The organism is Micrococcus sp. GPGPB33, assembly GCF_037853785.1.
Classification (GTDB): domain Bacteria; phylum Actinomycetota; class Actinomycetes; order Actinomycetales; family Micrococcaceae; genus Micrococcus; species Micrococcus luteus.
The window spans coordinates 1,779,422-1,803,385 of record NZ_JAQMWO010000002.1 but is presented as its reverse complement, the minus strand read 5'-3'; the positions used below and the strand labels follow the sequence as shown (position 1 = coordinate 1,803,385).

At 74.0% G+C, this 23,964-nt stretch carries 16 protein-coding genes; 7 read left to right on the top strand and 9 right to left on the bottom strand.

From position 1 onward, the window contains the following. Nucleotides 1-33 precede the first annotated feature (33 nt). Nucleotides 34-2,640, top strand: coding sequence for a DNA gyrase/topoisomerase IV subunit A (locus POD19_RS08620; protein ID WP_036336994.1), 2,607 nt, complete (start codon nt 34-36; stop codon nt 2,638-2,640). Nucleotides 2,641-2,650: 10 nt separating this feature from the next. On the opposite strand, the gene cydC is transcribed toward POD19_RS08620, so the two are convergent. From cydC to POD19_RS08595, 5 genes are read right to left on the bottom strand one after another with little or no spacing between them, the layout of a single operon-like run. After that, nucleotides 2,651-4,516 carry a thiol reductant ABC exporter subunit CydC gene (gene cydC, locus POD19_RS08615; RefSeq protein WP_340309424.1) on the bottom strand — a complete coding sequence of 622 codons (1,866 nt, stop codon included), beginning with the start codon at nt 4,514-4,516 and terminating at the stop codon, nt 2,651-2,653. Next, the gene (locus POD19_RS08610) at nt 4,489-4,938 is read right to left on the bottom strand and encodes a hypothetical protein (RefSeq protein ID WP_340309508.1); all 450 of its coding nucleotides are present in this window, start codon (nt 4,936-4,938) and stop codon (nt 4,489-4,491) included. Before POD19_RS08610 ends, cydC begins: the two co-directional genes overlap by 28 nt. Before the next feature lie 5 nt (nt 4,939-4,943). Next, nucleotides 4,944-6,164, bottom strand: coding sequence for an ABC transporter transmembrane domain-containing protein (locus POD19_RS08605; protein ID WP_340309423.1), 1,221 nt, complete (start codon nt 6,162-6,164; stop codon nt 4,944-4,946). Continuing rightward, the gene (gene cydB, locus POD19_RS08600; RefSeq protein WP_036314110.1) at nt 6,161-7,183 is read right to left on the bottom strand and encodes a cytochrome d ubiquinol oxidase subunit II; all 1,023 of its coding nucleotides are present in this window, start codon (nt 7,181-7,183) and stop codon (nt 6,161-6,163) included. The genes POD19_RS08605 and cydB overlap by 4 nt, the downstream gene beginning before the upstream one ends. Before the next feature lie 27 nt (nt 7,184-7,210). Next, entirely contained in the window at nt 7,211-8,785 is a 1,575-nt protein-coding gene (locus POD19_RS08595) for a cytochrome ubiquinol oxidase subunit I (RefSeq protein ID WP_070709091.1), read from the bottom strand. Nucleotides 8,786-9,055: 270 nt separating this feature from the next. Between POD19_RS08595 and POD19_RS08590 the strand changes: the two genes are divergently transcribed. From POD19_RS08590 to POD19_RS08580, 3 genes are read left to right on the top strand one after another with little or no spacing between them, the layout of a single operon-like run. Next, a complete protein-coding gene (locus POD19_RS08590; RefSeq protein WP_063189705.1) occupies nt 9,056-10,087 on the top strand; it encodes a 3-oxoacyl-ACP synthase III in 1,032 nt (343 codons plus the stop codon). An 18-nt stretch (nt 10,088-10,105) separates the two neighbouring features. Beyond that, entirely contained in the window at nt 10,106-13,042 is a 2,937-nt protein-coding gene (locus POD19_RS08585) for an alpha/beta fold hydrolase (RefSeq protein WP_101965994.1), read from the top strand. Next, on the top strand, nt 13,039-14,112 hold the full coding sequence (locus POD19_RS08580) for an NAD-dependent epimerase/dehydratase family protein (protein WP_144818936.1): 1,074 nt from the start codon (nt 13,039-13,041) through the stop codon (nt 14,110-14,112). Before POD19_RS08585 ends, POD19_RS08580 begins: the two co-directional genes overlap by 4 nt. 206 nt (nt 14,113-14,318) lie before the next feature. Here the strand turns inward: POD19_RS08580 and POD19_RS08575 are convergent, their stop codons facing one another. Next, nucleotides 14,319-16,424 carry a DNA gyrase/topoisomerase IV subunit B gene (locus POD19_RS08575; RefSeq protein ID WP_036384624.1) on the bottom strand — a complete coding sequence of 702 codons (2,106 nt, stop codon included), beginning with the start codon at nt 16,422-16,424 and terminating at the stop codon, nt 14,319-14,321. 252 nt (nt 16,425-16,676) lie between these two features. Between POD19_RS08575 and POD19_RS08570 the strand changes: the two genes are divergently transcribed. Beyond that, entirely contained in the window at nt 16,677-16,886 is a 210-nt protein-coding gene (locus POD19_RS08570; RefSeq protein ID WP_002858172.1) for a DUF7455 domain-containing protein, read from the top strand. A gap of 65 nt (nt 16,887-16,951) precedes the next feature. Here the strand turns inward: POD19_RS08570 and POD19_RS08565 are convergent, their stop codons facing one another. The 3 genes from POD19_RS08565 to POD19_RS08555 all read right to left on the bottom strand — a co-directional run bounded on the left by POD19_RS08565 (nt 16,952) and on the right by POD19_RS08555 (nt 20,696). Next, nucleotides 16,952-18,484: an RNA polymerase sigma factor gene (locus POD19_RS08565; RefSeq protein ID WP_251393409.1), complete on the bottom strand. Its 1,533-nt coding sequence runs from the start codon at nt 18,482-18,484 to the stop codon at nt 16,952-16,954. A 160-nt stretch (nt 18,485-18,644) separates the two neighbouring features. Further along, complete coding sequence (locus POD19_RS08560; protein ID WP_144818934.1) at nt 18,645-19,703, bottom strand: DUF4192 family protein; 1,059 nt, start codon at nt 19,701-19,703, stop codon at nt 18,645-18,647. A gap of 36 nt (nt 19,704-19,739) precedes the next feature. Then, entirely contained in the window at nt 19,740-20,696 is a 957-nt protein-coding gene (locus POD19_RS08555; RefSeq protein WP_044659523.1) for a PAC2 family protein, read from the bottom strand. 233 nt (nt 20,697-20,929) lie between these two features. Between POD19_RS08555 and POD19_RS08550 the strand changes: the two genes are divergently transcribed. Continuing rightward, the gene (locus tag POD19_RS08550; protein ID WP_044659535.1) at nt 20,930-22,462 is read left to right on the top strand and encodes a leucyl aminopeptidase; all 1,533 of its coding nucleotides are present in this window, start codon (nt 20,930-20,932) and stop codon (nt 22,460-22,462) included. Between the two features lie 115 nt (nt 22,463-22,577). Continuing rightward, the gene (gene lpdA, locus POD19_RS08545; protein WP_060973495.1) at nt 22,578-23,957 is read left to right on the top strand and encodes a dihydrolipoyl dehydrogenase; all 1,380 of its coding nucleotides are present in this window, start codon (nt 22,578-22,580) and stop codon (nt 23,955-23,957) included. Nucleotides 23,958-23,964 lie beyond the last annotated feature (7 nt).

Here is a 23,964-nt window from a genome sequence, read left to right as displayed (position 1 = left end):
AATCCCCGACGCCGTGAGGACTCCCCGACCACCATGATGGCCCGTTCATCCCGTTCCCGCCCCGCCGAGCAGGACGCCCCGCGCCCGCTGCCGCTGGAGCAGGAGAACATCGTCGACGTCGACGTCTCCGAGGAGATGGAGGCGTCCTTCCTCGAGTACGCCTACTCGGTGATCTACTCGCGCGCCCTGCCGGACGCGCGCGACGGCCTCAAGCCGGTGCAGCGGCGCATCCTCTACATGATGTCCCGCATGGGCCTGCGCCCGGACCGCGGCCACGTGAAGTCCGCCCGTGTGGTGGGCGAGGTGATGGGCAAGCTGCACCCCCACGGCGACGCCGCGATCTACGACGCGATGGTCCGCCTCGCCCAGCCGTTCTCCCTGCGCCTGCCCGTGGTGGACGGGCACGGCAACTTCGGCTCGCTCGACGACGGCCCCGCGGCCCCGCGCTACACGGAGGCCCGCATGGCCCCGGCCGCCCTGGCGCTCACCGCGGACCTCGACGAGGGCACCGTGGACTTCGTCCCCAACTACGACAACCAGCTCCAGCAGCCGGCCGTGCTGCCCGCCGCCTACCCCAACCTGCTCGTCAACGGCACCACCGGCATCGCCGTCGGCATGGCCACGAACATGGCCCCGCACAACCTGCGCGAGGTCGTGGCGGGCGCGCGCCACCTGCTCGCGGACCCCGAGGCGGACCTCGAGGCGATCATGGCCCACATCCCCGGCCCCGACCTCCCCTCGGGCGGCCGGATCGTGGGGCTCGACGGCGTCCGCGACGCCTACGCGACCGGCCGCGGCACGTTCCGCATGCGGGCCGCCGTCGCCGTGGAGCAGGTCTCCGCGCGGCGCACCGGCCTGGTCGTCACCGAGCTGCCGTACGGCGTGGGCCCCGAGAAGGTCATCGAGCGGATCAAGGCCGGCGTCGACGCGAAGAAGCTCAGCGGCATCGCCGACGTCGTGGACCTGACGGACCGCAAGAACGGGCTGCGCCTGCAGATCGAGCTCAAGTCCGGGTTCAACCCCCAGGCCGTGCTGGCCGCCCTGTACCGGCACACCCCGCTCGAGGAGACGTTCGGGATCAACAACGTCGCGCTCGTCGACGGCCAGCCGCAGACCCTGGGCCTGCTGCCCCTGCTGCGGGTCTACGTGGACCACCGTCTGGACGTGGTGCGGCGCCGCACCGGGCACCGCCTCGGCAAGCACCGCGACCGCCTCCACCTCGTCGAGGGCCTGCTGCTGGCGCTCGTGGACATCGACGAGGTCATCGAGATCATCCGTTCCTCGGACGACACCACGGCCGCGCGCACCCGCCTCATGGGCGTCTTCGACCTCACCCAGGTGCAGGCCGACCACATCCTGGAGCTGCGGCTGCGCCAGCTGACGAGATTCTCCCGCATCGAGCTGGAGGCCGAGCGCGACGAGCTGCAGGCCGCGATCGCCGAGCTCGAGGCGATCCTCGCCTCCGACGCGCGGCTGCGTGAGGTGGTCTCGGCCGAGCTGCAGGCCGTCGCCGACGAGCACGGCGACGACCGGCGCACGGTCCTGCTCGAGGCCGAGACCGCCGCGGCCCCCGCCGCCGGGCCCGCACCGTCCGGGCCCACCCCCGCCGGCGCCGCGGAGGCCGGGGCGGACCTGATGGTCCCGGACACGGCGTGCTGGGCCCTGCTCTCCACCTCCGGACGCCTGCTGCGCACCGCGGACCGCACGCCGATCGCCCCGCAGGGCCGGCGCCGCAAGCACGACGCCTTCGCCTCCGTGGTCCCGACGACGGCCCGCGGTGAGATCGGGGCCCTCACCTCCGCCGGCGCGCTGCACCGCCTCCAGGCGGTCGACCTGCCGGTGGCCGGCGAGCCGTCCGCGGCCCCCGCGATGACCGCGGCCGTCCCCGCCGCGGAGCTGGTGCCCCTGGCCAAGGGCGAGACGCTCGTGGCCCTGGTCCCCCTGGACGCCGTCCTGGCGCTGGGCACCGCCCACGGGGTCGTCAAGCGCGTCCGGCCGGAATGGCCCCTGAACCGCCAGGTCGTCGACGCCGTCGCCCTGAAGGACGGCGATGCGGTGGTCGGCGCCGCCCCCGCCCCGGACGAGGCCGACCAGCTCGTCTTCCTCACCCGCACCGGCCAGCTGCTGCGCTACGCCGCCTCCGCCGTGCGCCCCCAGGGCCCGGCCGGCGGCGGTGTCGCGGGCATCCGGCTGGCCGCCGGGGACACGGTGCTCGCGTTCGGGGTGGCCCCCGCCGCCTCCCTCACCGAGACCGGTGCGGACGCCGCCGCCCACCCACGGCCCGCCGTCGTGGTGACCGTGACGGACGGCGAGGCGGACGTGCTCGGCTCCGCCCCGGGCTCCGTCAAGGTCACGCCGCTCGGGGAGTATCCGGCCAAGGGCCGCGGCACCGGCGGCGTGCGCGCCCACCGGCTGCTCAAGGGCGAGAGCGGCCTCGAGCTCGGCTGGATCGGCGCTGCGCCCGCGCTCGCGGCCTCGCGGGCCGGGGTGGCCCGCGCGCTGCCGATCGAGTACGGGCGTCGGGACGGCTCGGGCGTGCCCGTGGACCAGCGCATCGAGGCCGTCGGTGCCGGCGCCTCCCCCGACCTCGTCTCGGCCCCGCCCGCCGAGGACGACGCCGTGGCCGTGTCCGCGGACTGATCAGGGGGCCTCAGCAACCGACCCGCACAGGGACGTCACCGTCCTCGAGCAGCCTGCCGTCATGGGTGACGATCACGACGATCCTGTCTGCCAGAGCCCGGCGCAGATCCGTGATGAGGGCGCGTGCCTCGTCGGCGTCCACGTGTGCGGTCGGCTCGTCCAGCAGCACGACATCGGCGCGGGCCACGAGAGCCCGGGCCACGGCCAGGCGTTGACGCTGCCCGCCCGAGAGCCGCTGCCCGCCAGGGCCGACGCGCGTGTCCAGGCCCTGCGGTGCCGCGGCCAGCCACGGACCCAGTCCCACCAGCTCGAGCGCGGCGGTGAGCTCTGCGTCGGACGGGGCGTCCGCGACGCCGCGGGCCAGGGCGAGGTTGCCGCGCGCCGTGGAGTCGAAGATCAGGGCGTCCTGCGGGGTCCAGGCGACCCGGGCCAGCGCCGTCGCGTCCGGGCGGACCGGGTCCGGCTGGGGCGTCGGGGGCACGGTCTCGAGCGTGTACCGGCCGGCGGTCAGGGGCAGGAAGCCCAGCAGCACGGCCAGCAGGGTCGACTTCCCGGATCCGGAGGGCCCGGTGACGACGGCGACGTCCCCGGGGGCCAGGTCGAGCTCCAGGTCGGTCCACAGCGGCGGCGCACCGGGGTGGGCGAAGGCGGCCTCGACCAGGCGCAGGCGGCACACCCGTGCCTCCGGCTCTGCGGCCTCCGCCGGCTCAGGCGGCGCCGCGGCAGCTCCGCCCTCCTCCGGGCCGAGCAGCTCGCCGGTCGCCCGCGCCCGATCCGCCAGGGTGCCCCAGTGCTGGGCGGCGGCGGCCAGCGCCCCATAGGGCTCGGCCCAGGAGAGTGCGAGCAGCACCACCAGGGCCGCGACCGGCGCTGAGGTGCCGGTGTGGGCCGCCGCGGCCGCCGCGGCCACCGCGATCCCCCCGGAGGCCGCGACCGCCAGCGCCCGGCCCCCGCCGGCGGCCCACGCGGCCCGACGGCGGGGACGCTGCAGCCGGTCGTCCAGCACCGCCAGTCCCCTCAGCGCAGGCTCGGTCAGCCCCAGCCCGCGCAGGTCCCCGGCCGCGTTCAGCACGGCGGCCACACGGTCGACGAGCGCGCCCTGCCCTCGCACCTGGGCCGCGGTCTGGCGGCGGTCCAGGACGGCGACCAGCGCGGGGATCACCACCAGGGCGACCGCCCCGGGCACCAGGGCCACGACCGCCAGCTCCGGGGCCAACGCCCAGGTCAGGGCGGCGGTGGCCAGCCAGGCGAGCAGGGCCGCCGGGGCAGGCACGAGCACCCGGGGCACCGCGTCCCGAAAGGCGTCCACGTCCGAGACCAACAGGGACAGGGCGCCGTCGGTCCGGCCCACCCGCCCCCACAGCCGGGGTTGACGGCCCAGCGCGTCCCACAGGCGCAGCCGCAGCTCCGTGGCCCAGCCGAACACGGCGTCGTGGGTGGTCAGCCGGTCCAGGTAGCGGAACACGGCCCGGGACAGGCCGAACCCGCGCACCAGCACGATCACGGCCAGCAGGTAGAGCACCGGCGGCCGCGTCGAGGCGGTGACGATCAGCCAGCCGGACAGTGCCGCCAGCAGTGCCGCGGACACGTGGGTCCCGGCGGCCCAGCCGATGCCGGCCCAGAGCTTCGGTTGCCGCCACGGCAGCAGCCGCAGTCCGGCCCGCAGCGAGACCTGTCGCGGGGTGACCGGCTCCGGCCGCGCACGCCCCTGGGCGGCGGCGACCGGCATAGCCGTGGCCGGGGATCCGGCGGTCGGACCGGCGCCGGGGGCCAGCCGGACGATGGCGTCGGCGGCCGTCAGCAGGGTGGGATCGTGGGAGGCGGCCAGCACGGTGCACTGCGGCGTGCTCAGCCCGGGCACCGCACCGGAGGGCAAGGCCGCGAGGGTCTCGACGACGACGGCGGCGACGGCGCCGTCCAGGTGGGCGGTGGGCTCGTCCAGGAGTACGAGCCACGGGCCGGTCCCGTCCGCGGCGTGCAGGCGGGCCAGGAGGCGGGCGACCGCGACCCGCCGGCACTCCCCGGACTCAGATCGGCCGGGTCCCGCTCCTGGAGACCCTCGAGCGCCACGGCGGCCAGCACGGCGGAGCGAACGGGACCGGGCAGCGCACCCCCGGCGGCCAGGTCCAGTTCGCCGGCGACCGTGCGCTCGGTCAGCACGGGGTGCTGCCCGATCCAGAGGGTGCGTTCCGTGTCGACTCCGGCGACCCGGCCGGTGGCCTCGGCGGCGTCCTGGCGCAGCAGGCCGGCCAGCAGACGCAGGACGGTGGACTTGCCGGTGCCGGAGGGCCCGGCCAGCGCGGTCAGGCGACCCGGGAGCGCGCTGAGGTCGAGCCCCCGAGCACCTGCCGTCCGGCCAGCCGAACGCTCAGGTCCCGAATCACGACGCCGCCGTCCCGGTCCGGCCCGGAGGCCGGCCCGAGCGTGTCGAGCACGGGGGCCGGGACGGGGGCGTCGGCCGCGGCCCGGGCGCGGGACTCGGCCTCGCGGCCGTCCTCGGAGGCGTGGAAGGCCGCGCCGACCTCCCGCAGCGGCAGGTAGAGCTCGGCGGCGAGGATGAGGACCACCAGGCCGTCGAGAAGCGCCATCTGCCCGTTCACCAGGCGCAGTCCGATGAACACCGCCATGACGGCCACGGACAGGGAGGCGATCAGCTCGAGGGCGAGACCGGAGAGGAATGCGGTGCGCAGCGTGACCATCGTGGCCGCGTGGTGCCGCTGGGAGACCTCCTGCAGAGCGCGGCGCTGGACGCCGGCCCGGTGGAGTCCGACGAGCACCGGCAGGCCGCGGGCGAGCTCCAGCAGGTGCCCGGCCAGCCGGTCGAGCCCGTCCTGGGCGGCATCGATGCGCTCCTGGGTGTGGCGGCCCACCAGGATCATGAACAAGGGAACCAGGGGCAGGGTGATGGCGGCCACCACGGCGGAGACGAGGTCGTGGGTGAGGATCCACACGCCCAGGGCCGCCGGGACCACGGCGGTGGCGGCCAGCGCGGGCAGGGCTTCGGTGTAGTGGTCGTCCAGGCTCTTGAGGCCGTGGGTGACCAGGACGGCATCGGCGCCGGAACGGGGGCGTCCGCCGTCGGCGGCGGCCAGTCGTTGGGCGACGACGGCGGCCCGCACCTGCTGCTGGGCCCCCAGCGCGGCGCGGCGGCCCACCACGCGCTGCCCCGCCTCCGCCAGGGCACGCAGGGCCACCCCGGCCGCCCCGAGCAGCACGGGGCCGCTCAGGGTCTGCGCGGCGGGCACAGGGCCCACGGGGGCCGGCGGGTGGAACAGCAGGTCGAGCAGCCGGGCGGAGTCCTCGGGGTCCAGGGTCATCGCCAGGCCGGTGATCAGCCGGGCCAGGGATTCGGCGAGCAGGATCCAGCCGAGCGCGCGCAGCACGGCGAGGGCCAGCAGGGCCGGCAGGGCCCGAAGTGCGGCCGGGGTCATCGGGGGCCGGGCCCGACGGGTCGGGCCCGGAGGCGGCCCGGCCGCCGAGGCGGAGCGCTCGACGGCCGGGGCGGCGGGGCGGCTGGGGCTCACAGCGGCTCCACCAGGTGGGCCTCCGGGATGTGGGTGTCGGCCAGACGGCGGCGGAACATCCAGTAGGACCACCCCGTGTAGGCCAGCACGATGGGCACGAAGATCAGGGAGATCACGGCCATCAGGCCCAGGGTGTACGGGCCGGAGGAGGCCAGCTGAGCGGTGAGGCTGAACTGCGGGTCCACCGTAGAGGGCAGCACGACCGGGTACTGGGTGACCATGATCGCCGTCCACGCCAGCACCAGAACCAGCGTCAGGGACGTGAAGGCCAGGCCCTCGCGGCCGGCCCGGGCGGCCACCACCGACGCGGCCACCGCCACGACGGCCAGCACCAGCAGCGCCCAGGTCCACGGGCGGTCGCCGCGGGCCACCACGAGCCCTGCCCAGACCAGCAGCGGCAGCACGGCCAGCGGGGTCCACGTGGACAGGAAGCGGGCGGCCGACCGGCGGGGGGCGCCGTCGGTCTTCAGGCCGATGAACGCCCACGCCTGCGCCAGGGAGAAACCGACCACGGCCAGACCACCGAGCAGCGCCGGGCCGGTCACCCACACGAAGGGGCCGCCCACCCGGTCCCCGTTGGCGTCCAGCGGCAGGCCGGTCGTCGTCAGCACGAGCAGCACGCCGGCCATGAAGGCCGCCAGGAACGAGCCGATGCCCAGGGTCCAGGTCCAGATCTCCCGGCCGGCGTCGGTGGCGGCCTTGCCGCGGTACTCGATGGACACCGCCCGCAGGATCAGACCGAACAGCATCACGAGCATCGGCAGGTACAGGGTGGAGAACACCGCCGCGTACCAGAACGGGAAGGCCGCGAACATCGCTCCGACGGCGGTGATCAGCCACACCTCGTTGCCCTCCCAGACGGGGCCGATGATGTTCAGCAGCACCCGGCGCCGTGGCTCGTCCCGCGCCCAGAAGCGCACGAGCATGCCGACCCCGAGGTCGAAGCCCTCGAGGGCCAGGTAGCCGAGCCAGAGCACGGCGATGATGACGTACCAGTAGACGGGAAGGACCTCAGCCATGGTCGTGCTGTCCTCTCTGCGAGCGGGTCAGTAGGCGAACGCGAGCACGTCGTCGCGGTCGCGCTTCTGTTCATCGGAGTGCTCGGCGGCGGTGAGCTCCGGCATGGCGGCCGGGACGCCGCCGCGGACGAACCGGGTCAGCAGGAAGACCTCGACGCCCAGCAGCACCGCGTAGATCCCGACCAGGACGATCAGGGACACGAGGACCTCTTCACCCGTGACCCCGGGCGAGACGGCCGCGGCGGTGAACATGTACACCTGATCCACGCCCATCGCCGGGTTCGGGTACACCACGAACGGCTGCCGGCCCATCTCGGTGAACACCCAGCCGGTCATGTTCGCCGCGAACGGCGCCCCGATCGAGGCCACGGCCAGGCGCATCCAGCCACGGGAGGCCGGGACGGTGCCGCGGCGGGAGAACCACAGCGCGCCCAGTGCCGCGAGCGCGCCGAGTCCGCCGAAGAGGATCATGAGCCGGAATCCCCAGTAGGTGACCTCCATCAGCGGCAGATAGGAGATCTCGCTGCCGGCGCGGTCGCCGTAGAGCTCGGAGTCGGGCAGGTGCGTGCCGTACTTCTGCTCGAACTCCGGCAGCAGGGTGTTGATGCCGCGCACCGGCGTGGTGAAGTCCTCGTACGCGAGGTAGGAGAGCAGGCCCGGCACCTCGATCACGCCCTGGACGTCCTCGCAGGTGGTCGCTCCACCCGAGCGCACATCGCCGAGGGTGAGCACGGAGAACGCGGTGCCGTCGTGGCAGGCGGCCTCCGCGGCGGCCATCTTGGTGGGCTGGAAGTGGATCATCTGCTGGGCCTGGGCATGGCCGGAGAATGCGGTGCCGACGAAGCCGATCAGGGCGACGGCCGCCCCGGCGCGCAGCGAGGTGAGCCAGACGCGGTGGTCGGTGCGGTCCCGGGCGGCGGTGCCGGCGTCGCCGACGACGACCAGGCCCGCCTCGTCCACGACGTCGATGCCGTCCCGGCGGCGCTTCCACAGGTGGTACCAGGCGATCCCCACGAGGAAGCCGCCGGCCACGGCCCAGGAACCGAAGATGGTGTGCGGGTAGTGGGTGAGGACGATCGGGTTGGTCAGCACGGCGCCGAGGTCGTTGAGCACCGGGCGGCCGTCGACGACCTCATAGCCCACCGGGTGCTGCATGAAGCCGTTGGCCACCATGATGAAGTAGGCCGAGAGGTTGATCCCCAGCACCGCGCACCACAGGGCGGCCAGGTGGAGTCTTCGCGGGATCCGGTCCCAGCCGAAGATCCAGATGCCCAGGAACACCGATTCCAGGAAGAACGCGATGAGCGCCTCGAGGGCCAGCGGCGCCCCGAAGACGTCCCCGACGAACCGGGAGTACTCCGACCAGGCCATGCCGAACTGGAACTCCTGCACCAGCCCGGTGGCCACGCCCATGATGAAGTTGATCAGGAACAGCTTTCCCCAGAACTTCGTCATCCGCAGGTAGTGGTCCTTGCCCGTGGCGACCCAGAGGGTCTGCAGGACGGCGACGACGAGGCCGAGTCCGATGGTCAGCGGGACCATGAGGAAGTGGTAGACGGTGGTGATGCCGAACTGCCACCGTGCGAGTTCGAGGGGATCCACGAGGCTGCGCTCCTGAGACAGGCGTTCGACCGCGACAACGCGGTCGCTGGATACCACCACCCTAGTCCGTCGGACGTCGTGACATCGCCGGACGGCGCCGGGCCGACGACGCCCTGACCGTGTCCGCGGACTGTCCCGGCCGAGGCGACCCTGTTCGCCTCGGGCCGATCGAGGCCTCCGACGGGCGCCCCGCCCGACCCCTCCGATACAGTGGGCTGTCGTCTCACCGCAGGTGAGCGCCCCCTCCCCGACCCCCGCAGATTGGTCCTGGTGACGAACGTGTCCGGCAACGCCAGCTACGAGTACTCCCGCGCCGCCCTCCTGGCGGTCACCGAGGTGGAGGCCCCCGTCGAAGTCACCTCGCAGGACCTCGACGACCAGCTGGCGGAGGTGCTCACCCGCCTGCGCCTGCCCGGCTCCCTCCTGGAGCGGGTGGCCGGTGTGCGCAGCCGACGGAACTGGGACGAGACCGAGGACTTCCAGGAGGCCGCCGCGCGCGCCGGCGTCGCGGCCCTGGAGCAGGCCGGCGTCCCGCGGGAGCGGGTGGGCCTGCTCGTGAACACGTCGGTGACCCGGGCCACGCTCGAGCCCTCCGTGGCCGTGCGGATCCACCACCTCATGGGGCTGCCCACCTCGGCGACCAACTTCGACATCACGAACGCGTGCCTCGGGTTCGTCAACGGCCTCATGCTCGCCTCCACCCTGGTGGACGCCGGCCAGATCGACTACGCGGTCGTGGTCGCCGCCGAGGACGCCTCGAAGGTGCAGGCCGCCACCGTGGCCAACCTGCACGCCGAGACCACGCACCGCGGCAACTTCATGGAGCAGTTCGCGTCCCTGACGTTGGGCTCCGGGGCCGCCGCCGCCGTCGTCGGCCGCATCGAGGACCACCCGGACGCCCATCGGATCGTCCGCGGGATCACCCGCGCCGGCACCGACCACCACGGCCTGTGCGTGGGCGACCACCACGGCATGTACACCGACTCCACCGCCCTGCTCAAGGACGGTCTCGAGCTCGTGATGGACGCGTGGCACGACGTCCCGGCGGAGTGGGCGTGGCCGGAGGCCGACCGGTTCATCACCCACCAGGTCTCGCAGATGCACACCGACGCGATCGCGGAGTCCGCCCACCTGGACCCGGCGCGCATCCCGACGACGTTCCCCACGCTGGGCAACGTCGGCCCGGCGTCGTTGCCCATCACCCTCGTGCGGGAGATGGACTCCCTGGAGGACGGGGACACAGTGGTCTGCCTGGGCGTGGGCTCGGGTCTGAACACCGCGATGCTCGAGATCGAATGGTGAGCTGAAGGAGCCAGAGCCATGCCCCAGATCCCCGCCGCCCCCGCCGCCCTGCCGCCGGCCGACCGACTGCCCGGCTGGGACCCGGCATGGTCCCGCCTCGTGGAGATCCGCTCCGCCGCGGACCCGGAGGGGACCGTGCGGACGCTGCACGTGGCGGACACCGGTCCCGTGCTCGCGGCGGCCGGGGCCGAGATCGTCGGCACGATCGTGGCGGTGCACGGCAACCCGACCTGGTCCTGGCTGTGGCGGTCCCTGCTCGCGGAGACCGTGCGCCGGGCACGCCGGGGCATGGCCGCGTGGCGCGTCGTGGCGCCGGACCAGCTGGACATGGGCTTCTCCGAGCGCCTCGCGCACGCGGGCTCCCCGTCCGCCGCGTCGATGGGCCGTGCCGGCGACACCTACCGCACGCTGGGTGGCCGCATCGACGACCTGGACGCCCTGCTGGCGGCTCTCGGGCTGCGCGACCTGGCAGCCACCGGCCACCCGCTGATCACGCTCGGCCACGACTGGGGCGGCGTCGTGTCCCTCGGCTGGGCGGCGCGTCATCCGGAGCTGGTGGCCGGCGTCGCGACCCTGAACACCGCGGTCCACCAGCCCGAGGGGGCGCCGATCCCCGCCCCGCTGCAGGCCGCCCTCGCCGGGCCCGTCCTGCCGGCCTCCACCGTCACCACGGACGCCTTCCTCTCCGTGACGACCTCCCTCGCCACGCCGGCCCTCGACCGCGAGACCCGGGCGGCCTACCACCTGCCCTACGACACGGCGGCCCGACGCGGCGGCGTCGGCGGCTTCGTCGCGGACATCCCGGCCGACCCCCGCCACGGCAGCCATCCCGAACTGCAGCGGGTGGGAGAGGACCTCGCCGCCCTGGGCCGCACCGACGTGCCCGCTCTCATCCTGTGGGGCGCCGACGACCCGGTCTTCCTGGACCGCTACCTCGACGACCTCCGCGACCGCCTGCCCCACGCGCGCGTGCACCGTTACGAGCAGGCGGGACACCTGCTCGTGGACGACCGCGACATCACCGCGCCCCTGCTGCAGTGGGCCCAGCTGCTGCGCGGCGGCCAGCTCTCCGACCCCGCCTCGGGGCTGCCGGGCCCCGTCCCGCACGCCACCGCCGACGCCGCCGCCGACCCGGGCCTGGAGGTGGACCTCGGGGAGGATCCCGGAGCCCGCGAGCCCGGCGTGGTCCGGCTCTGGGACCACCTGCGCGACTGGGGCGCCCCCGGCTCGGACCACCGCGAGTACACGGCGCTGGTGGACATGGCCGGCGCCCAGGCCGGCCGCTCGCTCGTGGGAACCGCCCGCCGACCCGTGGCCGTCACCTGGGGCGAGCTGCAGGAGATGGTCTCGGCCATCGCCACCGGGCTGTGGGCCGCGGGCATGCGGCCGGCCGACCGGGTCGCCATGCTCGTGCCGCCGGGCCGCGACCTGTCGGCGGCCCTGTACGCCGTGCTGCGCGTGGGCGCCGTCGCCGTGGTGGCGGACCAGGGCCTCGGCGTCAAGGGCATGACCCGGGCGATGAAGTCGGCCCGCCCCCGGTGGATCATCGGCCGCACCCCCGGGCTGACGCTCGCCCGCGCCCAGTCGTGGCCGGGCACCCGGATCTCCGTGACCGAGCCGGGCGCCGCCCAGCGCCGCCTGCTCGACGTCTCCGACTCGCTCTACGCGATGGTCGACCGCCACCGCGACCCGGCCGCGGGCGACGCCGTCGACGAGCACGGCACCGTGCTGCCCGAGCCCGCCCTGGACGCGGACGCCGCGGTGCTGTTCACCTCCGGCTCCACGGGCCCGGCCAAGGGCGTCGTGTACACGCACGAGCGGCTGGGCCGCCTCGTGGCGCTGATCTCCCGCACCCTGGGCATCCGCCCGGGCGGGTCCCTGCTGGCCGGCTTCGCCCCGTTCGCGCTGCTCGGACCCGCCCTCGGCGCCGCGTCCGTCTCCCCGGACATGGACGTCACCCAGCCGGCCACCCTCACCGCGCAGAAGCTGGCCGACGCCGCGATCGCCGGGCAGTCGAGCGTGCTGTTCGCCTCCCCCGCCGCCCTGGCGAACGTGGTCGCGACCGCCGACGGCCTCGACGCGCCCCGGCGCGAGGCCCTCGACGCCGTGCGCCTCGTGCTCTCGGCCGGCGCCCCCGTGCACCCGCAGCTGATGCGTCAGGTCTCGGACCTGATGCCGAACGCCCGGGTCCACACGCCGTGGGGCATGACCGAGGGGCTGCTGCTCACGGACATCGACGGCGCCGAGGTGCAGCGCCTGCGCACCGCCGACGACGAGGGCGTCTGCGTGGGCTCCGCGCTGCCCACGGTGTCCCTGGCCATCGCGCCGCTGCTCGAGGACGGCAGCGCCGAGGACGTCATCCTCGACCCCGCGCGGGGCCACGGCGTCCTCGGCGAGATCGTGGTCAGCGCCCCCCACCTGAAGGACCGCTACGACGCGCTCTGGCACACCGACCAGCAGAGCAAGCGCGACGGGCTGTGGCGGCGGGACGGCCGGGTGTGGCACCGCACCGCCGACGTCGGCCACTTCGACGCCGAGGGCCGCGTCTGGCTCGAGGGTCGGCTCCAACACGTGATCACCACGCCCGAGGGCCCGGTCGGTCCGGGCGGGCCCGAGAAGACCGTCGACGCGCTCGGGCCGGTGCGGCGCAGCGCCGTCGTCGGCGTCGGGCCCCGGGGCACGCAGGCCGTGGTCGTCGTCGTGGAGGCGGCCGTGCCGGCCACGCGCCCGGCGCGGCGCCCGGGTCACCACCGCGACGGCCGACCCAAGCAGGGCCTCGCCCCGACCGCGCTGGCCTCCGCCGTGCGCGCGGCCCTCGAGCCGCTGCCGGTGGCCGCGGTGCTCGTGGCGGATGAGATCCCCACGGACATCCGGCACAACTCCAAGATCGACCGCGCCCGGGTGGCCGACTGGGCGGAGGCCGTGCTCGCCGGCGGGAAGGCGGGTGCGCTGTGAGCGGCTTCGGCTACGACGTCGGCCTCGATGCCGCCGGCATGCCCGACCTCGTCGAGCGCCTCGAGTCGCGCCGCGTCCTGGTGACCGGCGCCTCGGGGCTGCTGGGCGCGGGCGTCGCCCGGGTGCTCGCCGATGCCGGCAACGACGTGACCACCCTGCAGCGGCGTCCCTCGGGCGTGCCCGGTGCGCGGGACGTGCGTGGCTCCGTGACCGACCCGGCCGCCGTCGAGGAGGCCCTGACCGGCGCGGACACCGTGGTGCACGTGGCCGCGAAGGTGTCCGTGTCCGGCCCCGAGCACGAGTACGAGGCCGTGAACGTCGAGGGCACGCGCATCCTGCTGCACGCCGCGCAGCGCCACGGCGTGCGACGCTTCGTCCACGTCTCCTCCCCCTCCGTGGCGTACGCCGGCGACTCCATCGTCGGCGAGGGCGCCGGAGCCGCCAGCCCCGAGCACGCGCGCGGACCCTACGCCCGCACGAAGGCGGCCGGCGAGCGACTGGCCCTGGCCGCCGACCGCGACGACTTCCGCGTCCTCGTGCTGCGCCCCCACCTGATGTGGGGGCCCGGGGACCTGCAGCTCACCGACCGGATCGTGCAGCGTGCGCGGGCCGGGCGGATGCCCGTGCTCGGCACGGGCGCTCCCCTGGTCGACACGCTGTACACGGCCAACGCCGTCGAGGCCGTGGTGGCGGCCGTGTCCGCGGCGGACGTGCACCACGGCGAGGCCCTCGTGGTGACCAACGGCGAGCCGCGACCGGTCGGCGAGCTGATCCGCCAGATCGCGCTGGCGGGCGGTGCCGCGGAACCCGAGCGCCGCGTCCCGGCGGGCCTGGCCCGGCGTGCCGGCGCCCTGATCGAGCGGGCGTGGGAGCGGGACCTGTTCGGGCTGCGGTCCCGGGGCGTGGGCTCCGACGACGGCGAGCCGCCGCTGACCGAGTTCCTCGCCGAGCAGCTCTCGACCGCCCACTGGTTCGACCAGCGGCGCACCCGTGAGGTCCTCGCGTGGACGCCGACCGTGAGCATCGACGAGGGCCTGCACCGCGTCGCGGCGTACTACCGCGACCGCTGACGTCCGCCGCGGTCGGAGCAGCCGCCCGCCCAGGGCTTTCGTTCGGGAAACGGCGCGGGTCACGCCGCTTTCGTTCGGGAAACGGCGCGGGTCACGCCGCTTTCGTTCGGGAAACGGCGGAGACTGCGCCGCCGTCGTCTCGGTGCCCGCCGTTTCCCGAACGACGACGCTCCTGGGGCCGCCGTTTCCCGAACGAAAGTGGGGGGTCAGGCGTCGATGCGCTCGCGGTCCAGCTCGTCGGCGTGGGAGACGATGAAGTCCTTGCGGGGGGCCACGGCGGAGCCCATGAGCAGGTCGAAGACCCGCTCGGCGGCCTCCACCTCGGCGATGTTCACGCGGCGGAGCATGCGGTGGCGCGGGTCCATCGTGGTCTCGGCCAGCTGGTCGGCGTCCATCTCGCCCAGGCCCTTGTAGCGCTGGATCGGCTCGCGGTACGAGCGACCCTCCCGCTCCAGGCGGGCGAGCGTCGCGTGCAGCTCCTGCTCCGAGTACGTGTAGATGACCTCGCGTTCCTTCACGCCGCGGGTCACCGCCTCGATCCGGTGCAGCGGCGGGACGGCCGCGTACACGCGCCCGGCCTCGACCATGGGACGCATGTAGCGGAAGAAGAGCGTCAGCAGGAGGGTGCGGATGTGGGCACCGTCCACGTCCGCGTCCGTCATCAGCACGACCTTGCCGTAGCGGGCCGCATCCAGGTCGAAGCTGCGCCCCGCGCCGCCCCCGACGACCTGGATCAGCGCCGCGCACTCGGCATTGGCCAGGATGTCCGAGACGGAGGCCTTCTGCACGTTCAGGATCTTGCCCCGGATCGGCAGCAGGGCCTGGAAGTCGGAGGACCGGGCCAGCTTGGCGGTGCCGAGCGCCGAGTCGCCCTCGACGATGAACAGCTCGGAGGAGGCGACGTCGTTGCTGCGGCAGTCCGCCAGCTTGGCCGGCATCGTCGAGGTCTCCAGGGCGTTCTTGCGCCGCTGGTTCTCCTTGTGGGTGCGCGCGGAGATGCGCGACTTCATCTCCGCGACGACCTTCTCCAGCAGCGTGTGCACCTGCTGCTTCTGGGCGCGGGCCGTGGAGGTGAGGCGGGCGGTCAGCTGCTTCTCCACCACCTGGGAGACGATCCGCCGCACCGCGGAGGTGCCGAGGATCTCCTTGGTCTGTCCCTCGAACTGCGGCTCGGCGAGCCGCACCGTCAGGACGGCGGTCATGCCGGCCAGCACGTCGTCCTTCTCCACCTTGTCCGACCCGGCCTTGAGCCGGCGCGCGTTGGCCTCCACCTGGGCGCGGAACGCCTTCAGCAGTGCCGCCTCGAACCCGGACTGGTGGGTGCCGCCCTTGGGCGTGGCGATGATGTTCACGAAGGACCGGAACACGGTGTCGTAGCCGACGTCCCAGCGCAGGGCGACGTCCACCTCGCACGTGCGCTGCACATCCTGCATGGAGGTGCGCCCGTCCTCGCCGAGCACCGGGACCCGCTCCTTGAAGGTGCCGGAGCCCTGGATCCGCCACACGTCCGTCACCGGGGTGGCGGGCGTGAGGTGCTCCACGAACTCGGAGATGCCGCCGTCGTACTGGAAGACCTCCTCGACCGGGCCGTCGGCGCCGGGCGTGCCGGGTCGGCGGCGCAGGTCCTTGACCGTGATCCGCAGGCCCGGGATCAGGTAGGCGGTCTGGCGCGCCCGCGCCTGGAGCTCCTCGGCGGAGAACGTCGCGTCCTTCACGAAGATCTGCTCGTCCGCCCAGTAGCGCACGCGCGTGCCGGTCTGCCCACGTTTGGCCTTCCCGACGACGTCCAGCGGCGAGGCGTCCGTGGACGGCTCGAACGGGGCGTCCGGCGACGGGCGCGACCCGTCCTGGAAGCGGCCCGGCTCGCCGCGCCGGAACGACATCTGATGGACCTTGCCCCCGCGCAGCACCTGCACGTCCAGGCGCGAGGACAGGGCGTTGACCACCGACGCGCCCACGCCGTGCAGGCCGCCCGAGGCGGCGTAGGAACCGCCGCCGAACTTGCCGCCGGCGTGGAGCTTGGTGAACACCACCTCGACGCCGGACAGACCGGTGCGCGGCTCCACGTCCACGGGGATGCCGCGCCCGTTGTCCTCGACCTCGACGGAGCCGTCCGGATGCAGGGTGATCTCGATCGACTGCCCGAAGCCGGCCAGGGCCTCGTCCACCGAGTTGTCGATGATCTCCCAGAGGCAGTGCATGAGGCCGCGGGAATCGGTGGAGCCGATGTACATGCCCGGCCGCTTGCGGACGGCCTCGAGCCCCTCCAGCACGGAGAGGTGGCGGGCGTTGTACTCGGTGTTCGCGGGCACGGGGGCGGGCCTTTCGGTGGACGACGGCGGCCGGTCCAGCCTACTCCGCGGGCCGGACACGCCGGGCTCCGCGCCGGACGTCGCGGGCCGCCCGGCTGGGCTCCTCGCGTACGCGGGTGGCGAAACGCGGGTGGAGGGCGGGCGCGCGGGGAAGTTCCCTGCCATCCTTGCTGTTCCATGGGACAAGAGGAGGACCGGCCCGCCCCACCGGCGTCGTCGCCCTCCAGCCCCGAGAGACCCGAGGAGGACACCATGTCCATCACCGCCGTGGCCGAGCCGGCCGCCCTCACCCGTTCCGACCGCTGCGACCGCTGCGGCGCGCAGGCCTACGTCCGCGCCGTGCTGCACTCCGGCGGTGCCCTCCAGTTCTGCGCCCACCACGCCCGCGCCGTCGAGGACGCGCTGCGTCCCCAGGCCGCGCTGTGGCAGGACGAGACGGACCGCCTCACCGCCGGCGCCTGAGGCGCCCGGTATGACGAAGGGCCGGACCCCCGCGGGGGTCCGGCCCTTCGTCATGCCGCTCCGACTCAGTCCAGGTAGTCCCGGAGCACCTGCGAGCGGGAGGGGTGACGCAGCTTGGACATGGTCTTCGACTCGATCTGGCGGATCCGCTCGCGCGTCACGCCGTAGACCTTGCCGATCTCATCCAGCGTCTTGGGCTGGCCGTCGGTCAGGCCGAAGCGCATGGCGACGACACCGGCCTCGCGCTCGGAGAGCGTGTCCAGCACCGAGTGCAGCTGCTCCTGGAGCAGCGTGAAGGAGACGGCGTCCGCGGGCACGACGGCCTCGGAGTCCTCGATCAGGTCGCCGAACTCGGAGTCGCCGTCCTCGCCGAGCGGGGTGTGCAGGGAGATGGGCTCGCGGCCGTACTTCTGCACCTCCACGACCTTCTCCGGGGTCATGTCCAGCTCCTTGGCCAGCTCCTCCGGGGTGGGCTCGCGGCCGAGGTCCTGGAGCATCTGCCGCTGCACGCGGGCCAGCTTGTTGATGACCTCCACCATGTGCACCGGGATGCGGATGGTGCGGGCCTGGTCCGCCATGGCGCGGGTGATGGCCTGTCGGATCCACCACGTGGCATACGTGGAGAACTTGAAGCCCTTGGTGTAGTCGAACTTCTCGACGGCGCGGATCAGGCCGAGGTTGCCCTCCTGGATGAGGTCCAGGAACAGCATGCCGCGGCCGGTGTAGCGCTTGGCCAGCGAGACCACCAGACGCAGGTTGGCCTCGAGCAGGTGGTTCTTGGCCTTGCGCCCGTCCGCGATGATCAGCTGGATGTCCCGGCGCTCGCGGTAGTCGTCGGAGGCCTCGTGCTGCACGACGTGCTCGGCGTAGAGGCCGGCCTCGATGCGCATGGCCAGGTCCACCTCCTGCTCGGCGTTGAGCAGGGCGACCTTGCCGATCTGCTTCAGGTAGTCCTTCACCGGGTCCGCCGTGGCGCCCGCCACGACCACCTGCTGCACCGGGGCGTCGTCCTCGGAGTCGTCCATGACGAACGCGCCCTTGGACTGGGCCACCTTCTGGCCCGTGGCGGCCTTCGTGCCGGTCACGGCCTCCGCGTCCATCGCCGGGCGCTCCGGAGCGTCCGAGCCGTCCGCGTCCTCGTCATCCGAGTCCTCGGTGGCGGTCTCGTCCTCCACCACGTCCTCCTCGACGGCGTCGGCGGCCTCGGTGCGCTCGCGCGCCTCGACGAACTCCTCGTCGTCCTCGGCCTGCTCGGCGGAGGCGGCGGAGGCGGTGGCCTTCTTGCCCCGGGTCGTGGCGGTCTTCTTCGTGGCGGTGGTCTTGGCCGCGGCGGGCTTCCGGGTCGTCTTCTTCTTGGCCGTCGGCGTGGCAGCGGTCTTGGTCGCCGCCGACTTCGCCGCGGTCGTCCGCGTCGTGGCGCCCTTGGTCGTGGCGCTCTTCGTGGCGGTCGACTTCTTGGCTGCCGTGGAGCGGGTGCGCGTGGTCGTGGCCCCGGAGGCAGTGGTCTCCTTGCCGTCCTGCGCACCGCTGGTCGTCGAAGTGGTCACTCGAGGCCTTTCCGTCTCGTCCGCGGCCACCCGCGGATCCTTGCAGTCCATATACACGTGACCCTGTCAAGTCCGGGCCTCGGACGACCGACGTCGTCCGGGCCCGTCGACTGCAGGGTCCGCCAGTGCCAACGACGGCTGTGACCGATCTATTCCGAACCCGGGAAACGGGGTGCGATCGGCCGTGCCGTCGTGAAGCCGCATCATTCTCTCATGGGCCGCCACCGTCGGGCCGCCACGCGGTGGCCGGGTCGGTCGCCCAGCCGGCGACGCACCCCGCGGCCACGATGCGTCGCAGGACGGAGACGAACGGGTCGCCGGGGTTCAGCGCCGCCGCCGCGGTCAGGTGGGCGTCCGCGTCGGAGCCGTGGCCGCGGGCCCAGCCGACCCACCCGGCCAGCGCCAGGGCCTGCGCCGCCACGGCCGGCGTCGCGACGGGCACGAGCGCGCGCAGCCCCGCCCGCAGGGCGTCCAGCCGATCCCAGGCCGGCGCCCGGCCCGAGGCCGCGGTGAGGATCCGTTCCTCGTCCCCCGGATCCCCCGTGGCCGCGCCGGACGGCGCGGCGGCATGGAGCAGCAGGCCGTCGCGCCAGGCCGGACGCGTCAGCGGCGAGCCCAGCACGGCGGGTGCGGGCGCGCCGCGGTCACCCACCGCGCCGGTCAGCACCGACTCCCACTGCGCCAGCCACGCGCGGCGTGCCGCGGGCGCGTCCTGCTCGGGAGGCCGCCACCGCGCGTCGTCGGCCCGGGCCGCCGCGGGACCGCGGCGCGGGACCGGGTCGGGCACTGCTGCACGGTCCCAGACCGAACCGCGGGTCATCAGGTGCAGGGACAGCGGCGCGGCTCGGGGGTCGAGCGGGCCCTCCTCGGCGACGCCGCTCCCCCACCAGGGGCGCGCCCGTCCCCGCGCGCACGTCCAGGCCGCGGTCAGGGGGCGACCCGCGGACGCCAGGGCGTCGTCGAGCGCCGCGGCCCAGCCGGGACGGGCGAGCGTGGCCCGGGCGCCGTCCGGCAGCGCGAGGCAGAGCGTCGCGTCCGCGGCTGCGTCCCGCCGGCACACCTCGGCCACGGCGCAGGCCCAGGCGCCGACGTCGACCTCCTCGGGAGGCAGGTCGACCCGCACCACGGCGCGCAGGCGCCCGTCGCGCAGGGTGAGGAGGACCAGGCTGCCCTCGGGCAACCGCCCGAGGGCGTGGCCGACGTAGGCGAGCAGGTCCTCCGGGCCGCGGGCCGGCAGGACGGGGACGTCGAGTGAGGTGGGGGCTTCCATGCCGCCACCCTGGCCGACCGGGCGCCCGCGGTGGGATCAGTCCCCGTCGCCGGTGGACGGACGGCCGGGTCCGTCCTCCTGTGCAGGAGCGGACCCGCCGCCGGCGTCCCGCGCGGCGAGGTACGCCTCGACGGCGGAGGCGAGTTCGTCGCCGTCGGGCAGGCCCTGCTCGGTCTCGAGCAACGACCGCTCCTGGTCCTCGGCGTTCTGGTCGTAGTTGCGCTCCAGGCCGGCGATCATCTGCTGGATCTCCCCGGACCCGGAGACCTGGCGCTCCAGCTCGGCCTCGATGTCCCGCGAGGCGTCTCGCAGGTCGTCCGAGGGCAGCATGAGCCCCATGGCGGCCCCCGCGTACTCGAGCGCGGCCACGGCCGCCTGGGGGAAGGACGCCTCGGCCACGTAGTGCGGCACATGGACGGTGTAGCCCGCCGTCGGCAGGTCCGCCTCCTCGGCGCGCAGCTCGAGCATCTGCAGCAGCCCCGCGACGATGTCCGCCTCCGGGCTCCAGGTGGACAGCCCCTCGACGGCGTCGGCGCGGGACCCGTGGGTCGTGACCCCGAGCCGCCGCGTGTGCGGCACGGGCAGCGGGGCCGCGTCGAGGAAGGTGAGCGAGTCCACCTCCCACTCCTGCGCGAGGCCGAGCACGGCCTCCGTCACCGCCTGCCACCGGAAGTCCGGCTCGGGGCCGGACAGCAGCAGGAAGGGGTGGCCGAGCAGGTCCTCGACCAGCTGCACCTCGAGCGCGGGCAGGCGCAGATCACGGTAGCGGTCCCGGTCGAACCGGAGCCGGGGACGCCGGGCGCGGTAGTCGAACATCGAGTCGACGTCGAAGGAGACGACGGTCCGATGGGTCAGGTGCTCGTGCAGCGCGGCCCGCACCTGCCGAGCGACCCGGCCCGCGTCCATGTGCCCGGTCAGGGCCACGAGCATGCCCAGGCCGGGGGGCACGGGCGCCCCCTCATGACGGGTGTACAGCGGCGCGGCGTCCTGCACGTCTCGTTCCCCTTCCGGTGGTCCGTCTGCGGGAGAGCCGTCCCCGCCGCCCGGATGGCGGCGGACGCGGATCCCTCCCTGTCCTCTGGCGTCAGTCAACCACGGCACGGCACCCTCCTATTCCGCGCCCGCGCGCCCTGGACGGGCGCGCGAGCCCTCTGGCTAGGATGACGCGGGACGGCCCGGCCCACCCCGCCGGGCGCATCCCCCACCCCCGGAAGAGAGGCCCGTCCGTGATCACCCTGGACCGCCCGACCCTGACCGCCCGCGCCCTGGAGGACTTGACCGCCTCCGCCCTCGTGGTGGGGGTGGGCACCGGCCCGGACGGCCCCGTGCTCCTGACGGACGCGCTGCCGGCCGAGGCGGCCACCGCCCTCGAGGCCTCGTTCGAGCTGCTGGGCGTGCGGGGCGCCGAGGACGAGGTCCATCGCCTGCCGGGCCTGGGCGGCGTGCCGGTGCCGCTGCTGGTCCTGGCCGGCGTCGGCGGTCTGGACGACGACGGCGAGGCCGCGGACGAGTCCCTGCGCCGCGCCGCCGGGGCTGCCGTGCGCTCCCTGGCCGGCACCGACGCCGTGGCCCTGGCCCTGCCGGCCGACACCCCGGCCCGACTGGCCGCCGTCGCCGAGGGCGCCGTCCTGGGCGCGTACGCCTTCACCGCCCAGAAGTCCGAGCGCGCCCGCGCCGAGACGGACACGTCCCGTCCCGTCCGCGAGGTCGAGGTCGTCACCCCGCTCGCCGCCGCGGACGCCGACCCCGTGCTGCGCCGGGCCGCCGTCGTGGGCGACGCGGTCTGCGCCGTGCGCGACCTGGTGAACACGGCCCCCTCGCACCTCTACCCGGCCACGTTCGCGGACGCCGTCGCGGAGGACCTCGCGGACTCGTCCGTGAGCGTGGACGTGTGGGACGAGGACCGCCTGCGCGCCGAGGGCTTCGGCGGCATCCTCGCGATCGGCCAGGGCTCCTCCCGCCCGCCGCGGCTCGTGCGCATCGAGCACGCGCCGGCCGACGCCGCCGCGCACATCGCGCTGGTGGGCAAGGGCATCACCTTCGACACGGGCGGCATCTCGCTGAAGCCCGCCGCCTCGATGATGACGATGAAGTCGGACATGGCCGGCGCCGCCACCGTCTTCGCCGTCGTGCGCGCCGCCGCGGCCCTGGACGTCCCTGTGAAGGTGACCGGCTGGCTGGCGCTGGCCGAGAACATGCCCTCGGGCACCGCCATCCGCCCGTCCGACGTCATCACGATGTACGGCGGCAAGACCGTGGAGGTCATGAACACGGACGCCGAGGGCCGCGTCGTCATGGCCGACGCCCTCGTGGCGGCCACCGACGAGCGACCCGACGCGGTGCTCGACGTGGCCACCCTCACCGGTGCCCAGCTGGTCGCCCTCGGCGTGCGCCACACGGGCGTCATGGGTGACGACGCGCTGCGCGACGAGGTCGTCGCCGCGGCCGACGCGGCCGGGGAGCTCGCGTGGGGCATGCCCCTGCCGGAGCAGCTGCGCGCCTCGCTCACTTCGCGCGTCGCGGACATCTCCAACATGGGCGACCGCTTCGGCGGCATGATGACCGCCGCCACCTTCCTGCGCGAATTCGTCGACGCCGGACGGTCGGAGGGCGACGCCGCCGCACGGACCCCCTGGGCCCACCTCGACATCGCCGGCCCCTCCTTCAACGAGTCGGCCGCGTACGGCTACACCCCGCAGGACGCCACCGGCGTGATGGTGCGGACCCTGGTGGGTCTCATCGAGGGGCGTGCCCGGTAAGGTTGGTCCCGATGTCCACCGCGTCCCCGGCCGCGCGGCCCGCCGCCGACGGCCGGGGGTGGCGGTGACGCACCACCACCACGATCCACCGACCCCAGCACCAAGGAGCAACACCGTGGCCGACAAGGCAACCGCTCAGGAATTCGACGTCCTCGTCCTCGGCGGTGGCTCCGCCGGGTACGCCGCAGCCCTGCGTTCCGTGCAGTACGGCAAGTCCGTCGCCCTCGTGGAGAAGTCCAAGGTCGGCGGCACCTGCCTGCACTGGGGCTGCATCCCCACGAAGGCCTACCTGCACGCCGCCGAGGTGGCCGATGAGACCCGCAACGCCGCCAAGTTCGGCGTCAACGCGACCCTCGAGTCCGTGGACATGGCGAAGGTGCGCGACTACAAGGACGGCATCGTCGCCGGCAAGCACAAGGGCCTGGCCGGCCTGCTGAAGATGCGCAAGGTCCAGGTCATCGAGGGCGAGGGCAAGCTCGTCTCGAAGAACGAGGTCGAGGTCGACGGCACCCGTTACACGGCGGAGAACATCGTGCTGGCCTCCGGCTCCGTGGCCAAGACCATGGGCCTGCCCATCTCCAAGAAGATCATGACCTCCACGGAGGCCCTCGAGCTGGACTACACCCCGAAGTCGGCCATCGTGCTCGGCGGCGGTGTCATCGGCTCCGAGTTCGCGTCCCTGTGGAACTCCTTCGGCGTCGACGTCACCATCATCGAGGGCCTGAAGACCCTGGTCCCCAACGAGGACCCGGCGATCATCAAGGTCCTCGAGCGCGAGTTCAAGAAGAAGGGCATCAAGACCAACCTGGGCACGTTCTTCGACAAGGTCGAGGAGACCGACTCGGGCGTCAAGGTGACCCTCGCGGACGGCAAGGAGTTCGAGGCCGAGGTCTGCCTCGTCGCCGTCGGCCGCGGCCCGAACACCGAGGGCCTCGGCTACGAGGAGCAGGGCGTCAAGATGGACCGCGGCTTCGTCCTCACCGACGAGCGTCTGCACACCGGCGTCGGCAGCATCTACGCCGTGGGCGACATCGTTCCCGGTCTGCAGCTGGCGCACCGCGGCTTCCAGCAGGGCATCTTCGTGGCCGAGGAGATCGCCGGCAACAAGCCGATGGTCGTCGAGGACATCAACATCCCGAAGGTCACCTTCACCGAGCCGGAGATCATGTCCGTGGGCTACACCCAGCCCAAGGCGGAGGAGAAGTTCGGCAAGGACAACGTCGAGGTCGCCGAGTACAACCTGGCCGGCAACGGCAAGTCCTCGATCCTCGGCACCGGCGGCATCATCAAGATGATCCGCCAGAAGAACGGCCCGATCGTGGGCGTGCACGGCATCGGCAAGCGCATCGGCGAGCAGATCGGCGAGGCGCAGCTCATCGTGAACTGGGAGGCCTACCCCGAGGACGTCGCCCAGTTCGTGCACGCGCACCCCACGCAGAACGAGGCCCTGGGCGAGGCCGCCATGGCCCTGTTCGGCCACCCGCTGCACAGCTGACCCACCG